The sequence below is a fragment of the Luteibacter sp. NPDC104163 genome, assembly GCF_055584245.1.
Window position 1 is genome coordinate 17,097 of the sequence record NZ_JBVJMK010000020.1, and the last position, 14,694, is coordinate 31,790.

Here is a 14,694-nt window from a genome sequence, read left to right on the forward strand (position 1 = left end):
CCCCAGCGTTCAGCGATCACCGAGCAGCGCGAGCATGTCGTTCTGCACCGTCGTGGCGTACGCATCGATGGGCAGGTCGTTCGGCATGATGTCGAACGGATCTTCGATCTGGTCGCCCAGGGCATCGAGCCCGAAGAACGTGTAAGCGAGGATCGCGACCACGACGGGCGTGAACCAGCCCATCAGCCCCACCAGGCAGAACGGCAGGAAGAAGCAGTACACGTGCACCGAGCGGTGCAGCAGCAGGATGTACGAGAACGGGATCGGCGTGCCGCTGATCCGTTCACAGCCGGCCAGCACATGCGAGAGCTGGCTCAGCTTGAGGTCCATGTTCGCCAGCAGGATCGGATCAGTCGGCCCGGCGCGAGCGGCGTCGGCAAGTACCGGACCCATCCGGTGCAGGATGTAGGCGGGCCGGTTGGGCGCGGCGAGCGTTTCTTCCGCAAGGCGTGGCGACAGCCAACGGCCCAGCTCGGCGGACGGGTCGGTACCGCGCAGGTGGTGCCGCAGCGCGTGCGCAAACGCGATGACCATGCCCATGAGCGTGGCGCGGCCGGTGGCATCCATATGGGGAAGGAAGGCATGGATCTGCCGGGCCAGGTCGCGGGCGATCGTGATCAGTTCGCCCCACAGCATCCGCGCTTCCCACCAGCGCTGGTAGGCGACCTGGTTACGGAAGCCGAGGAAGATCGCCAGCGTCAGGCCGAGCAGCGTCAGCGGCGTGGCGTTGAGACCGGCGCCGAACCAGCCGTAGTGCAGGTCGAGGACGGCCACCACCAGCGAGAGCAGCACCGTGTACAGCACCCGCCGCCAGATGACCGGCATGATGGTGCCGCGGTAGGCGAACAGGAGGGAACGAAGGCCTGGGGTGCGGGTGCGCGATGACATAGGTGCCATCGTACGCCGTCAGCTGGCCGGGTCGTCGGCCTTCTTGCGGCGGCGTTTTGGCGCAGGCTGGGCGAGGAGGGCCTGCAGGTAGGCGACGCCTTCCTCTTCAGGGAACCAGGCGACCACATCCGCCACGGTCAGCTTGTAGCGCGTGCGCAACGCCTCGAAGGCGACGCGCGCGTCGGCGAGGGGATCCACACGGATGGTTTTCGGCCGGCCCGGCTTGCGCTTCTCCACCGGCGGAGGCGGCGGAGTCTGCTTGCTATCGGCCTGCTTGCGCTCGAGTGCGGCGAGTTCGTCCTGGAACTGTCTGAAATCGTATTTACCGGACGAATTCATCACTTCAGTCTGCTACGGCGTGGGCCGCCATTGTGGCACGCGGGGATGTCGGAAATTTGAGAATCCGGGACAACCCGGCCACAACTGCGCCCGGCATGGATGGATCGCTGTCCGCTCCATGCCGGGGCGAGGCATCAGCCCGGCGCGCGGGCCTCGGCACCCGTCGAGATATCGTCCGCGTTGTTGCGCTTGAAGATTTCGCGGGCGGCATCACGCTGGTTGCCGCTGTCCGTGTGCACGGAGATCAGGATGCTGCCCTCGCGCACCTTCGCGTCGTAGCGCTTGGCTTCGAACTCGGGGATGCCCATGCCGACCAGTGCACCGATGATGCCGCCGGTCGCCGTACCCACCGCGGCGGCGCTCAGCGCGGCCATGATCGGGCCCGCCGCGATGAACGGGCCGATGCCGGGGATGGCCAGTGCGCCGATGCCGGCAAGCCAGCCCAGCCCGGCGCCGAGGCCGAGGCCGACCACGCCGCCAGCGGTCGCGCCTTCCGGCGCCTTGGTGTGGTGCTCGTGGGCGAAGTCACGGCTGCCGCGACGGTCGGGCAACAGCGCGGAAATGTCGTCGCTGGTGAATCCGGCCTGCTTCAGTTCGAGCACGATGTGCTCAGCCTGTTCGACGGTGCGGGTGATGCAATAGACGGATGAATTCACGGCGGGCGTTCCGGGCGGGGGATGCCCGAAGTACGCCGCACGACCCGTGAACCACCGGTGGAGCACGCGTCCAGACCGGGGCGACTACCCCGTCTGGAGACTGACCGGCTAGCCGGCGCGGAAGGTCGCCACGAGAACGTCGCGGTGCGAGGCCTTCGACGGATCCAGCGGCAGCACCGGGGTGACGCCGTGGAACACCCGGGGATCGTGGATCAGGGCCGCATCCAGCGGCTTTTCCAGCGTGAACTCGCCGAGCGAGCGGCCGTCGGGGGCATGGATGGTCGTCGTACCGCTGGCGATGTTCTCCCGGTCGATCAGCAGCACCATCACGTAGTCCACGCCGTCGCGGTGGCTGCCTTCCGGGGTGGGCTCGCCGGCTGCGCCAGCGGTAGCCTCGATGCGGAACTGGTGGGTCTCGATATGCCAGTGGGCGACCTCGGGGGAGAGCCCGCCGAAGAAATCGCGGCAGAAACCGAGGATCGCCATCATGCTGGGGCCGGTCGCGATCTCTGGAAGCACCGGTTCGAACCAGCGCTCCATGTCGCCCTGCAGCCGGTTATAGGCGAGCGTCTGGAAGTGGGCCTGGTGCGGCCGTGGCTCGACCTGGCCAAAACGCTCGGCCGCATACGTGGCGTGCCGGCGGCGCCGGAAGCGGCCGGTGGCGGCGAGGTAGGTATCCGGTTCCAGTGCGTTCCAGCTGGCGGCGAAGGCGTCCCAGTCCGCCAGCGAGGCCACGTGCCCGACCAGTTCGCGCATGGTGTCCCCGTGGACGAAGGCGAAGCCTTCATGGTGAACCTGGTCGTGGAGGGAGAGTTCGGTCGCTTCGAGGGGGACGTTCATCGGCGCAGTATACGCCCGGCCCCCATGGCCGGGCTGCGGTGGAATGCATCATGGCCCTGCCGTCAGAGCGCCTTCAGCTGCTGCGGTTTGTCCAGCGCGGCGAGCAGGGGCGCATCGCGTCCATAGATATCGTTCTTGAACGCGAGGCGGCCGTCGTCGTCGATATCCACGGTCCAGTACGCCAGCAGGATCGGCACCGTGGTGGGCAAGGTCACGTTCTGGGTCTTGCCGGTGGCGATGCGCGCATCGATCGCATCGCGGTTCCACTTCTCATCATCGTTGAAGAGCAACTGGACCAGGTCGAGCGGGTGCTCAACGCGGATGCACCCCGAGCTGGTATCGCGCTTGGCCTTCGAAAACAGCTCCTGGTGCGGCGTGTCGTGCAGGTACACCGCGAACGAATTCGGGAAGCGGATCACTACCTGGCCCAGCGAATTCCCCGCACCGGCATCCTGACGCAGCGTGATGCCGCGCGGGTTGGACCAGTCGACGCTGGCGGGGGACAGCGTGTTGCCGGCGCTGTCGAGCACGCGGATGCGGTTGTTGGCGAGGTAGCCGCGGTTCGCGCGGATCTTCGGCAGCACATCGTTCTTCAGGATCGTCGGGGGGATCGTCCAGGTCGGGTTGAAGGTGACGTAGGTGATCTGCGAGCGGAAGATCGGCGTGCTCCGGTACGGCTTGCCGACCTGCACGCGGGAGTTCCAGACCGGATTGCCATCGCGGTAGTAGCTGATCTTGAAGCCCGCGACGTCGACGACCACGAAGGTGCCGGGCAGGGCGTGCAGCAACCAGCGCGCGCGCTCCAGGTTGGCGCGAACCTGGCCGATGCGTTGCGCCAGGGGCACGTTGAGCGCCGCCAGCGTATCGGCGCCCACCGCGCCGTCGACGTCGAGGTAGTGGTCCTGCTGGAAGCGCTTGACCGCATCGGTCACGGCGTTGTCGTAGTGCTCGCCGTGGGCGAGCGTCGGGTCGAGGTAATCGCCGGCCACCAGGCGGGCACGCAACGCCGCGACGCGGGGATCCTTCATGCCGGGCTTCAGTGAGGGACCCTCGGGGACCGTGGGCCAGTCGCCGTGGCTGGCGGCATCACGCAGCCGCGCGAGGCCATCACGCAGCTTCGCGTAGAGCGGGTGTTGGGGTCGCGCCATGCCGAAGGCCTGGTCCACCGAGCGCTCGTCGATCGAGGTCTCCAGCATGGACAAGCCCTGCTGCGGATCGATGGCGAGCGGGTCGATGTTCCAGACCGGATCCAGCCGGGACGGATCGACCTTGCCTCGCGCGAGCTGGACCAGGGCCGTCATGTACGCCCGGGTCGCCATAAGGTCGAAATCGGCATGTTGTGCAGGGCTGGCGTCCTTGAACCCGGCAGCCTGCCAGATGTTGCGGAGGGCATCCAGGCCGTAATCCTGCGGCAGCAGCCCATCACCCTCCATGGAAGCGAGGCCGGCGAACAATTGATCGACGTTATTGCTGTCCGACCACGCCGGCGCGTAGTGGCGCTGGGTATAGAAGTCGGAGAGGGCCTGGCCGATCGCGGCTTCCTGCCGGGTGAGCGGGCCGCCCTGGATCGGCGCCATCGCCACGATCCGCGCATAGATGGCCTGGGCCGCCGGGTCATCGGGCGGCTGCGGCAGGGTGACGCTGACGGATGAGCCCGGCGCGGGCGCGACGATTGGTGGAGGATTGGCGGCCGAGACTGTGGGGGAGGGGCTCTGGGCCTTGGCACACAACGGGATCGTGAGCGCCACGACAAACGTGGCGAAGGTGCTGGTAAACCGCTTTTCCATAGTCATTATCTATTGCTTCCAGTTTTTTCTGCGGTGATTCCTTCACCCTTTCACATATATGAAGGGCAGAGATGTGACGATGTTGTGGTCAGTAAATGATCACCACGTTAGGATCGAGGAATCTGTAGTCCCCCGGCTGGCCTGATGATCCGAACGATCCGTACGCTATTAGCGTCCGCACCGCTGCTCGGTGTAGTCGCTTTCCTCCCGCTAAATGCACATGCCGCCGACTCGCTCGGCGCCGCGCTGGCCAAACTGGCCCCCTCCGCTGACCCCAAGGTGATCGGACTTGCCGTCGAGGCAGCCGAGTGCGCGCAAAGCCAGGGCGGTGCGCCTTCGAACCGCCTGGCGGTCATCGATTATTCGAAGCCGTCCTCGCAGCCGCGGCTGTGGGTGTTCGATACGGTGAACCGCAAGCTGCTGTTCCAGGAGCTGGTGGCCCATGGCAAGAACAGTGGCGACGCCGACAGCACGAAATTCTCGAACGCGCCGAACAGCCTGGCGTCGAGCATCGGCCTGTTCCGTACCTCCGACACCTACATGGGCAAGAACGGCTACTCGCTGCGCATGACGGGCCTGGAGCCCGGCGTGAACAGCAATGCGCTGGCCCGCGCCATCGTGATCCATGGCGCCGCCTACGTGAGCGAGACCATGGCCCGCGCCGCCGGCCGCATCGGCCGCAGCTGGGGTTGCCCGGCGGTGAGCACGGCCGTGGCCCACAAGCTCATCGATGCGCTGAAGGGTGGCCAGATGGTCTTCTCGTACTACCCGGACAAGAAGTGGCTGGGTTCGTCGAGCTACCTGAAGTGCAACACCAACCAGCTCGCCCGTGCCGAGGCGGACAGCGTGGCGCGCGCGGGGACCTGATGCCCGGGCGCGCGGTCGGCTAGAATCCCGGGAACCTTACCGTGGAATCCAGCATGAAACACGTTCTTGCGATCGCCGGCTGCCTCCTCCTGGCCGGCTGCGCCACCAGCGGCATGAAAGACACCCTGCCCAAGCTCAGCAGCAAGACGGGCAAGTCCGTGCCGGCCTACGTCCAGTGCGTGGTGCCGAAGTGGCAGGCGCTGACGAAGGACGCGAAGGGCGACGCGAAGGACGACAAGGGCGTGGTCACGGCCAGCGACGACGGCAAGCACGAGCGCCTGGAAGTCACCGCCAATGGCGCTGGCGCGCAGGTGGTGATGTACGAAATCCAGAAGTTCAAGAAGGGCCGCGAATACGACGGCGCCTACCGCGACGAAGCGATTTCCTGCCTGTAACCGGCTTGTCGTAGGAGCGCGCTTGCGCGCGATGGGGTCGCGGCAAGCACCCATCGCGCGCAAGCGCGCTCCCACAGGCTTTTGGCCGGTCACAGCGTTACGGTGCGGGCTCCACCAACGAAGCGTCATCGTTCTTCGGCGACCCCACCGCTTTCGGCACCGGGTAGTACACCAGCTCCGGTTCGTTCGCCGCCTCCAGCAGCGGCAGCGCCACGTCAGGGGGCGCGAACAGCCAGTCCTCCCAGGCGTCGGGCGCCAGGATCACCGGCTGGCGGTCGTGGATATCGCCGCCGACCTTGCCGGGCTCGCCGGTAATGATCGTGTAACTGCGCAACGGCTCGCCGTCCTCGCCACGCCATACTTCCCATAACCCCGCGAACATCAGCAGGCTGCCGTCCGGCGGCCGGATGAAGTACGGCTGCTTGCTGCCTTTCTCGCCCTGCCACTCGAAATAGCCGGAGGCGGGCACAAGGCAGCGCCGCTTCTTCGCCGCGGCGCGGAACGCGGGCTTCTCCGCGAGGCCCTCGCGCCGGGCGTTGATCGTGCGGGCCCCGATCGAGGTGTCCTTCGCCCAGGAGGGCACCAGGCCCCAGCGGAAGAAGCCGACCTCCGCATGGGCGGCGTCGCCGGCCGTCACCACGAGCGCGCGCTGGGTGGGCGCGATGTTGAAGCGATCCTCGCGCTGGTTGATTTCGCTCGACAGGTCGAGCTCCAGGCGCTCGAGGACGTCGCGGGCCTCCCGCGACATGCTGGCTGGCCCATAGGTGGCATAGCGTCCGCACATGGCCCGAGCATACCCGGGTGGTCTTCTTCCGGCATGCCATCCCGGCGACGCCGATCACATCGGGAACCCTCCGCCGCACGGGCGACGGATTTTTTCCGTCGTATTCGCGCCCTTTTTATATCGACCTTGCTGCACTCAACCTCCCGACAGCCGGAGGAGCGTGCCATGGGCCATGACCTGGACGAAGAATCCCGCATCGACGTCGAGTGCCTGCGCGATAGCAGCACCCACGATGTGCCACGTTACACCTGGGATTACCGCGTGTTCGCCCGCGACGGGACGACCATCATCGACACCAGCGACAGCGGTGGCGTCTCGTACGATTCACAGAAGATGGCGCTTTCCGAGGGCTGGCGCATGGCCCGCGAGTCGCTGCACCGCCTGGAGCGCTAGCGCCCTGCGCGGGGCCGGCGCTCCCTGGCGTTGTCGATCGCGCCCAGCAGCTGGTCGCGGTCGAACGGCTTCTCGAGGAAGACGGCACTGAGCGGAAACGGCTCGAGGTCCTGCGGAAGACGACTGGATACGACCACGATGGCCGTTTTCGGCCGCTCGCGGAGCACGGCCTGGATGAGCGCGGTGCCCCGGCGCTCGCCTGGCGTGTCGGCGTGGATGACCAGCAGGGAGAGGTCGGGCATGTTCTGGAACGCCCGCTTGGCGTCCCGATAGGTCACCGTCGCACGGGCGGCGTATCCCGCATCGTCGAGCACCATCGCGACGGTTTCCGCCACCATGCTGGCACGATCGAATACGAGGGCATCGGGGCGATTGTTCATGGCGCAGTCTATCCCCGCCGGGCGGGGCTCGCGCAAGTCATTCCGCGCCTTTTTCAGGCGGCCAGTCCGAATTGATCTCCTTGACCTTCGACATCAGCTCGCGGACCTCGGCGTCGCGGTCGGCGATCCGCCTTTCCTCGGCGGCTTTCTGTGCCGCGTAGTCGTGGTTGGTGCCCTGGACGGCATCGTTCACCAGCCGGCAGGTCTCCTCGATGTGGCTGGCGCGGGTATGGAAGCCGAGGCGATCCGCGAGGATCTCCATGCGCAGGCCGGGCTGGTTCTGTTCGAGGGCCCGGGCACGCACGGCGAAGAACTGCTGCCACTCGCGTTCCGGGGCGCCGCTAAGAATTGCCTCAAGCCTGGGGATGTCCGGGCGGTCGAAGACCCCGATGTCGTCGACGGCTTCGAACGATTCGATCTCGATCCAGTCGCGGCTGGCCATGGCGGGACTTCCTTGGGGGCATTGGGGGCGGCATTGTTCGGGTCGGCGCGTGGAAAGCGCGTCACGGCACTTCACCCGGGTTGCACATCTGCGAAAGAATGCTGGGCAGGTCCCCCAAGGAGTTCCACGCCATGCGTTACCTCGCCATTGCCGGCCTCGTCCTGATCACCGGCTGCGCCACCCAGAACGAGCGCCACGTCGGCATCCACGACGTGCTGTCCAGCACCACGTTCGACTACCAGAACCCGTCCGATGGCGATGCGACCCTGACGGTCGTCCGTGAGCAGGGCTTGTGGGGCGCCGGCTGCTCGAGCGCCGTGTACGTGGATGACAAGGTCGTCGCCGACATGGAAATCGGCCAGCAGCTCGTGCTCCACGTCCCCTCGGGCGCCCGCAAGCTGACCGTCATGCCGCATGGCGCATGCAGCAGCGACCGGGTCGAGGCCGATGCCACGGTGGGCCAGGGCGAGTCGAAGTCGTTCTCCATCCCGGCGAGCGGCGAGGGCCTCGCGGCCGCGGCGCCGCCCAAGGCCTGAGCATTCAGATGACGCTTGTCATCGGCGACGCGAAGGCGCAAGAATCGGCCTAACGCAACGCGTCGCCCGATGGGAGTTCCGTGACATGCACCGGCGCATCGTAGGCCAGTACTGCGTAGAGGTACGCACGCTTCGCCACGCCACCGGCCTGTGGAAGTCGGCCTATATCGTGGAGCTGGCGCATGCCGGCCCGCGCGACTTCGTCATGATCACGCTGCTCGAGGAATTCCTGGACGAGCGCGCGGCCGTCGATGCCGCGATGGAAAAGGGCTGCCAGCACGCTGGCTGGCTGGCAGCCGCCCGCAATGCCTATTCCGGCTGACGTGACCATCCCAGCCACCTTGCCGTAACGCCTCCGCGACGAAGGCGCCCCTACGGTCGGGGCATGGAGGGCAACGGGCCCTCCCATGCGGAGCTACCCGGTGCGGATCATCTTTTACCTGCCGTATAACGCCGCGCCACGCGGGCAGTGGATCGTGCGCCGCAACGCCGACCTGGTCGGCCAGTTCGCGTCCCAAGACGAGGCCCTGCGCCACGCGCACCAGCTGGTCGCCTCGATCCGGGCGCAGCCGGGCCAGGACGCGGAGATCAAGGTAGAGGACGAAAACGGCAACTGGCGGTTCGAACCGGTGCCGGGCGAGGCCGCCACCGCCGGCTGAGCAGGCTGTCGCAGGATGTGAGACGGGGGCGAGGCATAAACGGGGCCCGCTCTCCGCCCGACCTCGCCATGGCCGCCTACCTCCAAGCAAAGCGCACCGACGAGGCCGATGCGGCCCTCGCCACCCTCCACGATGGCCGGACGCTGGCGCACCGGCTCTCGGACAAGTACGCCGACCGGGTGGCCTCGGCCTTTACCGTATTCGGCCGGGAGGGGCGTTTCGTGCCGTTGCCGGACGATCTGCCCGCGCCACTGGCGACTGCCCTGGCCGCACGCGGCATCGAAAGGCTGTACTCGCACCAGCAGCAAGCCTGGGACGGCGCGCGCGCCGGTCGCAACGTGCTGGTCGCGACGCCGACGGCCTCGGGCAAGACCCTGTGCTACACGCTGCCGGTGGTGTCTTCGGTGCTGGAAGCCGGGGCCAAGGCGCTATACCTGTTCCCGACCAAGGCGCTGGCCCAGGATCAGGTGGCCGAACTCCTGGAGCTCAACCGCGCAGGCGACCTGGGCGTGAAGGCGTTCACCTTCGATGGCGACACCCCGGGCGACGCGCGCCAGGCCATCCGCCTGCACGGCGACGTCGTGGTCAGCAACCCCGACATGCTGCACCAGGCGATCCTGCCCCATCACACCAAGTGGGCGCAGTTCTTCGAGAACCTGCGCTACGTGGTGATTGATGAGATCCACACGTATCGCGGTGTGTTCGGGTCGCATCTCGCCAACGTGCTCCGTCGGCTGAAGCGCATCTGCGCGTTCTACGGCGTGCAGCCGCAATTCATCCTGTGCTCGGCCACGATCGGCAACGCCACGGAGCATGCCGAAGCGTTGATCGAGGACGAGGTGCTGACCGTAGCGGAGAGTGGTGCGCCCAGTGGCGACAAGCACGTGCTGCTGTGGAATCCGCCGGTGGTGAATCCGGACCTGGGCCTGCGTGCCTCGGCGCGCTCGCAGACCAACCTGATCGCGCGGGTGGCGATCAAGGCGAAGATGAAGACGCTGGTCTTCGCGCAGTCGCGGCTCATGGTCGAAGTGCTGACGAAGTACCTGAAGGATGTGTTCGACCATGACGGGCGCAAGGCCCCGCGCATCCGGGCGTACCGCGGTGGCTACCTGCCCACCGAGCGGCGCGAGGTGGAGCGCGAGATGCGCGCGGGTAACGTGGATGGCATCGTCTCCACCTCGGCGCTGGAGCTCGGGGTGGATATCGGCAGCCTGGATGCCGTTGTCCTCAATGGCTATCCCGGTTCCATCGCCGCCACCTGGCAGCGTTTCGGTCGTGCCGGACGCCGGCAGCAGCCTTCGCTGGGCGTGCTCGTCGCGACCAGTGCGCCGCTGGACCAGTACCTGATGCGGCACCCGGCGTTCCTTACCGAGGCCAGTCCCGAGCACGCGCGCATCCAGCCCGACCAGCCGCTGATCCTGCTGGACCACATCCGCTGCGCCGCGTTCGAGCTGCCGTTCGTCGGCGCCGATCCGTTCGGTCCAAACGACGCCGAGCCCTACCTGCAGGTGCTCCAGGAAGCTGAGGTCCTGCATCGCGAGGGCGATCGCTGGGAATGGATCGCTGACAGCTATCCCGCGAATGCGGTGAGCCTGCGCTCGGTGGCGGACGGGAATTTTGTCGTCGTCGATCGCACCGAGGGGCGCCAGGCGATCATTGCGGAAGTCGACTACTCCGCTGCGGCGCTTACGCTTTACGAAGGCGCCATCCACATGATCCAGAGCGTGCCCTACCAGGTGGAGCGCCTGGACTGGGAAGGGCGCAAGGCGTACTGCACGCGCACGCATGTCGACTACTACACCGATGCGATCGACTACACGAAGCTCAAGGAACTGGAGTGCTTCGATGGCGCGAACGCGGGGGAGGGCACGGCACGGCACGGCGAGGTGCACGTCGTGCGCCGCGTGTCGGGCTACAAGAAGATCCGCTATTACACCCACGAGAACATCGGCTATGGCCCGGTGAACCTGCCCGACCAGGAACTGCACTCCACCGCGGTCTGGTGGCAGTTGCCGCAGGCCGTGCTCGATGAGGTGTTCCGCTCGCGCCAGCATGCGCTCGATGGCTTCCTCGGCGCCGCGTACGCGCTGCATACCGCGGCGATCGTCGCGGTGATGGCCGAGCCGCGCGACCTGCAGAAGGCGGTGGGCTCGGGTGACGGCGGCTGGTCGGCGCAGGTGGATGCCGGCGGGCGAGGGCAGATCCGTGCGCCGGATGGCTCGCTGGCGCTGCCGGATGCCTTCGAGCGCTTCCTGCCTACGGTGTACCTCTACGACAACTTCCCCGGTGGCGTCGGCCTCAGCGAGCCCTTGTTCCGCCGTGCGCCGGAACTGGTGCGCCACGCGTTGGCCACCGTGCAGGGCTGCGAGTGCAAGGCCGGTTGCCCGGCATGCGTCGGCCCGGTGCTGGCCGCGGACGAACAGCGTGACCTGACGCCCAAGGCCCTGGCAGCGAAGGTGCTCGAATTACTGGGCGCAGCCGCGTGAGCGACCTCGCCGCAAAACTCGCGGCCCTGCGCAAACAGGCCGGCGCGACACAACCCGCCCCCACACCGACGCCCGTGGGAGCGCGCTCGCGCGCGATGGACCCACCGCAGTCCACGCCCCCTGTGGGAGCGCGCTTGCGCGCGATGGAGTCGCCGCCAGCCCCATCGCGCGCAAGCGCGCTCCCACAGGGCGGCATCGGCCTCGACGCCTTGCGCCGCATGGCCGGCGTGCGCCAGCGCCTCGGCCTCGTGCGCCCTGTCGCGCCCCGCTCCGTGACACGCGATGTCCCCGGCGAGGAAATCGCCCCGGGCCTGCGATACCTCGAGCACACGAGCGCGTGGCCGGAGCCGCCGGCCGAATTCGACCTCACGTTCGCCCGCCTCACCACGGCACGCCGTGAACGCCTGCTGCACTTCGATACCGAAACGACGGGGCTCGCCGGCGGCACCGGCACGCGCGCCTTCATGATCGGTGCGGCGGACTGGTTCAACGGCCACCTGCGCGTGCGTCAGCTGTACATGACGAGCATGGCTGCCGAAAGCGCCATGCTTACCGAGTTCGCCCGCTGGGTGCACCCGGACACGGTGTTGGTGAGCTACAACGGCAAATCCTACGATGCGCCGTTGCTCGCGACCCGCTACCGCCTTGCCCGCCTGGCCAATCCGCTGACCGGCCTGGTGCACGTCGACCTGCTACACCCGATGCGGCGCCGGTATCGACAGGTATGGGAGAACTGCAAGATGCAGACGGCCGAACGCAAGCTGCTGCGCATTGTTCGCGAGGATGACCTGCCGGGCTCGGAGGCGCCGCGGGCATGGCTCACGTATTTGCGTGGGGGTTCGGCGACGGATCTGGTCCGCGTGGCTGAACACAACCTGCAGGACGTGCGTAGCCTCAGCGGGCTGCTGGTCGAGGCCCATGGCTGGGCGGCGCGGGATGCGCAGGAAAACATGCTTGCCGGTGACGAAAAATAGACGCGCTGCCGCGCAGGCTGCGGGGTGCGTTGACGTCAGGAGGCGCGTAATGAACGAATCGACCAAGCCCTGCGACCATGCCGGCTGTGGATGCCAGGTTCCGGTGTCGCGTGACTTCTGCAGTGAAGCCTGCCGCATGGCGGCGGAAGAGCAGAACGTCGGTGGCGCATGCGAGTGCGGCCACGCCGCGTGCCAGCAGCGGCACTAAGGAGGTGAACGTGATGACCAACGACGGGAAACAGGAAACCCCGGGTTACAAGGAAGAGAACCCGAAACCCCGCAGCGGCAAGGAAAAGATCCCGGGTGAAGGACACCCGAAGGAACACCAGAACATGCCGAAGGATAAGCCGGGTAAGCAGGGTAGCTGACCCTCAGACGCGTCGCTGCGCGAAGTGATGTGTAGGAGCCCACCCTGTGGGCGACATCTTTCGATGCGCGGTCTCGGGTTTCGAGCGGTTTCGCGAAGGGCGTCGCGCACAGGGTGCGCTCCTACGAGGGAGCGCACCCTGTGCTAGTGGTTTTACGCCGCCTTGCGAATCAGGCCGCCGATGCCGGCGGTCGCCGATTCAACGGCCTTGGCCTTGTGGTCGTCGCTCATCGCGACGCCTTCGGCGCGGACGAACTCGACATCGGTCACGCCGATGAAGCCCAGCACCGAACGCAGGTACGGTTCCTGGAAGTCCATGCCGGCCGCCGGGCCGGCGGTGTAGATGCCACCACGCGACGAGGCGATGATCGCGCGCTTGCCACCCGCCAGGCCTTCCGGGCCGGCCGCGGTGTAGCGGAAGGTCTTGCCGGCGACCAGGATGCGGTCGATCCAGGCCTTCAGCGAGCTGGTGATGCTGAAGTTGTACATCGGCGCACCGGCGACAACGACGTCCGCCGCGAGGAATTCTTCCAGGACCTTCGCCGCTTCGGCGGCATTCGGGTCGTCTTCACCGGCCGGCAGGCCCCAGTGGGCGAGCGGGGCGGCGTGCAGGTCACGGTAGGTGACCTCGGTGCCGGGGTGGTTGTTCACGAACTCCGAGACGATGGCCTGGGTCAGGCCGCGCGAGACGGAATGGGCGCCCAGGGCGCTGGCGTCGATATGCAGGAGTTTCATGGCAGGTCCTCTTTTCGTCGGTCCCGCAGGCAGCGGGAATGGGAGAAAAGGTACGCTTCGGACAATCACTTGATTAGTCGGCATGGAGTAGACTGATTGTTCCGGATAGGAAACGACTGAGGAACGCCCTGATGGAAGGCGCCCTGCAAGACCTGAACGATCTCTATTTCTTCGCCTCGGTGGTCGAGCACGGGGGCTTTTCAGCCGCCGGCCGCGCCCTGGGGATCCCGAAATCGCGCCTGTCCAAGCGCATCGCGCAGCTGGAGGACCGGCTCGGGGTCCGCCTGCTCCAGCGGACGACCCGGCGCTTCGTCGTCACCGAGATCGGCGAGCGCTTCTACCAGCATTGCCGCGCCGTCCTCGAAGAGGCCAAGGCGGCCCAGGATGCGGTGGACGAGCTGCGCACGGAGCCGCGCGGCATCGTGCGGATCAGCTGCCCCATCTCCATCGCGCAGAACATCGTGGGGCCGATGCTGCCGGCCTTCATGCTGGAGCATCCCAAGGTGCAGATCCGCCTGACCGCGACCAACCGCCGCGTGGATTTGATCGGCGAGGGCTACGACGTGGCGGTGCGCGTGCGCGAGAAGCTCGACACCGACGCCACGCTGGTCCTGCGCAGCATCGGCTATGCCCGCAGCCTCCTCGTCGCCAGCCCCAAGTTCCTGGACAGCCACGGTCGACCCAAAACGCTGGAAGAACTGGCCCAGCTGCCCGCGCTGAGCATGTACGAGCACGAAGGCGCGCAGGTATGGGAACTGGTCGACCCGGCCGGGAAGAAGGCCGCGGTGGAAGTGAAGCCGCGCCTGGTCAGCGGCGACTTCACCGTGCTGATCTCGGCGGCCCTGCAGTGCTGCGGCGTGGCGCTGCTGCCCGAGGACTACTGCGCGCCCCTGCTCAGCAATGGCCAGCTGGAGTGGGTGCTGCCGGAGTACACCACGGCGCAGGGCACGCTGCATTTCGTGTACCCGAGCCGCCGTGGCCTGCTGCCGGCGGTGCGCAGCTTCGTGGATTTCCTCGCCGAGCGCCTGCCCAAGGCCCAGGCCGAATTCCACAAGGACTGCCAGAAGGTGGCCGATGACCCGGACAGCAGGGGGGCGATCGCCATGCGCCGCATGCTAGGATCGGAAAATACGGCCGCGTTTGGCCGTCCAAACGAATAAGGGCGT

General features: G+C 67.1%; 20 protein-coding genes. 11 read left to right on the top strand and 9 right to left on the bottom strand.

Annotation, left to right across the window (positions count from 1 at the left end; genetic code table 11):
* Positions 1-9: 9 nt before the first annotated feature.
* From ACZ6YI_RS18865 to ACZ6YI_RS18885, 5 genes are all read right to left on the bottom strand, one after another.
* Positions 10-888 (bottom strand): bestrophin family protein, encoded by an 879-nt coding sequence (locus tag ACZ6YI_RS18865; RefSeq protein WP_465779991.1) that lies wholly within the window; start codon positions 886-888, stop codon positions 10-12.
* An 18-nt stretch (positions 889-906) separates the two neighbouring features.
* Positions 907-1,227 carry a 2-hydroxyacyl-CoA dehydratase gene (locus ACZ6YI_RS18870; RefSeq protein ID WP_465779992.1) on the bottom strand — a complete coding sequence of 107 codons (321 nt, stop codon included), beginning with the start codon at positions 1,225-1,227 and terminating at the stop codon, positions 907-909.
* A gap of 134 nt (positions 1,228-1,361) precedes the next feature.
* Positions 1,362-1,883 (bottom strand): hypothetical protein, encoded by a 522-nt coding sequence (locus tag ACZ6YI_RS18875; protein ID WP_440327024.1) that lies wholly within the window; start codon positions 1,881-1,883, stop codon positions 1,362-1,364.
* Positions 1,884-1,991: 108 nt separating this feature from the next.
* Complete coding sequence (locus tag ACZ6YI_RS18880; RefSeq protein ID WP_465779993.1) at positions 1,992-2,723, bottom strand: 2OG-Fe dioxygenase family protein; 732 nt, start codon at positions 2,721-2,723, stop codon at positions 1,992-1,994.
* 62 nt (positions 2,724-2,785) lie between these two features.
* Entirely contained in the window at positions 2,786-4,516 is a 1,731-nt protein-coding gene (locus tag ACZ6YI_RS18885) for a L,D-transpeptidase family protein (protein WP_465779994.1), read from the bottom strand.
* Positions 4,517-4,654: 138 nt separating this feature from the next.
* On the opposite strand from ACZ6YI_RS18885, the gene ACZ6YI_RS18890 reads away from it, so the two are divergent.
* Together ACZ6YI_RS18890 and ACZ6YI_RS18895 are read left to right on the top strand one after the other, a co-directional pair.
* Positions 4,655-5,377 (top strand): murein L,D-transpeptidase catalytic domain family protein, encoded by a 723-nt coding sequence (locus ACZ6YI_RS18890; RefSeq protein WP_440327019.1) that lies wholly within the window; start codon positions 4,655-4,657, stop codon positions 5,375-5,377.
* A 53-nt stretch (positions 5,378-5,430) separates the two neighbouring features.
* A complete protein-coding gene (locus tag ACZ6YI_RS18895; protein WP_465779995.1) occupies positions 5,431-5,772 on the top strand; it encodes a hypothetical protein in 342 nt (113 codons plus the stop codon).
* A gap of 97 nt (positions 5,773-5,869) precedes the next feature.
* On the opposite strand, the gene ACZ6YI_RS18900 is transcribed toward ACZ6YI_RS18895, so the two are convergent.
* The gene (locus ACZ6YI_RS18900) at positions 5,870-6,556 is read right to left on the bottom strand and encodes an SOS response-associated peptidase (RefSeq protein ID WP_465779996.1); all 687 of its coding nucleotides are present in this window, start codon (positions 6,554-6,556) and stop codon (positions 5,870-5,872) included.
* Between the two features lie 165 nt (positions 6,557-6,721).
* Here ACZ6YI_RS18900 and ACZ6YI_RS18905 point away from each other — a divergent pair, with 165 nt between their 5' ends.
* A complete protein-coding gene (locus tag ACZ6YI_RS18905; RefSeq protein WP_440327013.1) occupies positions 6,722-6,949 on the top strand; it encodes a hypothetical protein in 228 nt (75 codons plus the stop codon).
* Here the strand turns inward: ACZ6YI_RS18905 and ACZ6YI_RS18910 are convergent.
* Together ACZ6YI_RS18910 and ACZ6YI_RS18915 are read right to left on the bottom strand one after the other, a co-directional pair.
* The gene (locus ACZ6YI_RS18910; protein ID WP_465779997.1) at positions 6,946-7,329 is read right to left on the bottom strand and encodes a response regulator; all 384 of its coding nucleotides are present in this window, start codon (positions 7,327-7,329) and stop codon (positions 6,946-6,948) included. The genes ACZ6YI_RS18905 and ACZ6YI_RS18910 overlap by 4 nt on opposite strands.
* 37 nt (positions 7,330-7,366) lie before the next feature.
* Positions 7,367-7,771: a hypothetical protein gene (locus ACZ6YI_RS18915; RefSeq protein WP_465779998.1), complete on the bottom strand. Its 405-nt coding sequence runs from the start codon at positions 7,769-7,771 to the stop codon at positions 7,367-7,369.
* A gap of 131 nt (positions 7,772-7,902) precedes the next feature.
* On the opposite strand from ACZ6YI_RS18915, the gene ACZ6YI_RS18920 reads away from it, so the two are divergent.
* From ACZ6YI_RS18920 to ACZ6YI_RS18950, 7 genes are all read left to right on the top strand, one after another.
* Complete coding sequence (locus ACZ6YI_RS18920; protein WP_465779999.1) at positions 7,903-8,307, top strand: hypothetical protein; 405 nt, start codon at positions 7,903-7,905, stop codon at positions 8,305-8,307.
* An 85-nt stretch (positions 8,308-8,392) separates the two neighbouring features.
* The gene (locus ACZ6YI_RS18925) at positions 8,393-8,629 is read left to right on the top strand and encodes a hypothetical protein (RefSeq protein ID WP_440327006.1); all 237 of its coding nucleotides are present in this window, start codon (positions 8,393-8,395) and stop codon (positions 8,627-8,629) included.
* Positions 8,630-8,729: 100 nt separating this feature from the next.
* Positions 8,730-8,966: a hypothetical protein gene (locus ACZ6YI_RS18930; protein ID WP_440327004.1), complete on the top strand. Its 237-nt coding sequence runs from the start codon at positions 8,730-8,732 to the stop codon at positions 8,964-8,966.
* Positions 8,967-9,034: 68 nt separating this feature from the next.
* Positions 9,035-11,452, top strand: coding sequence for a DEAD/DEAH box helicase (locus ACZ6YI_RS18935; RefSeq protein ID WP_465780000.1), 2,418 nt, complete (start codon positions 9,035-9,037; stop codon positions 11,450-11,452).
* Positions 11,453-11,595: 143 nt separating this feature from the next.
* On the top strand, positions 11,596-12,426 hold the full coding sequence (locus ACZ6YI_RS18940; protein ID WP_465780054.1) for a ribonuclease H-like domain-containing protein: 831 nt from the start codon (positions 11,596-11,598) through the stop codon (positions 12,424-12,426).
* A gap of 49 nt (positions 12,427-12,475) precedes the next feature.
* Positions 12,476-12,634, top strand: a complete 159-nt coding sequence (locus ACZ6YI_RS18945; protein ID WP_440325031.1) for a hypothetical protein — start codon at positions 12,476-12,478, stop codon at positions 12,632-12,634.
* Between the two features lie 10 nt (positions 12,635-12,644).
* Positions 12,645-12,794 carry a hypothetical protein gene (locus tag ACZ6YI_RS18950; protein ID WP_440325032.1) on the top strand — a complete coding sequence of 50 codons (150 nt, stop codon included), beginning with the start codon at positions 12,645-12,647 and terminating at the stop codon, positions 12,792-12,794.
* A 152-nt stretch (positions 12,795-12,946) separates the two neighbouring features.
* Here the strand turns inward: ACZ6YI_RS18950 and ACZ6YI_RS18955 are convergent, their stop codons facing one another.
* Entirely contained in the window at positions 12,947-13,528 is a 582-nt protein-coding gene (locus tag ACZ6YI_RS18955) for an FMN-dependent NADH-azoreductase (protein ID WP_465780001.1), read from the bottom strand.
* Between the two features lie 131 nt (positions 13,529-13,659).
* Here ACZ6YI_RS18955 and ACZ6YI_RS18960 point away from each other — a divergent pair, with 131 nt between their 5' ends.
* Complete coding sequence (locus ACZ6YI_RS18960; protein WP_465780002.1) at positions 13,660-14,688, top strand: LysR substrate-binding domain-containing protein; 1,029 nt, start codon at positions 13,660-13,662, stop codon at positions 14,686-14,688.
* Positions 14,689-14,694 lie beyond the last annotated feature (6 nt).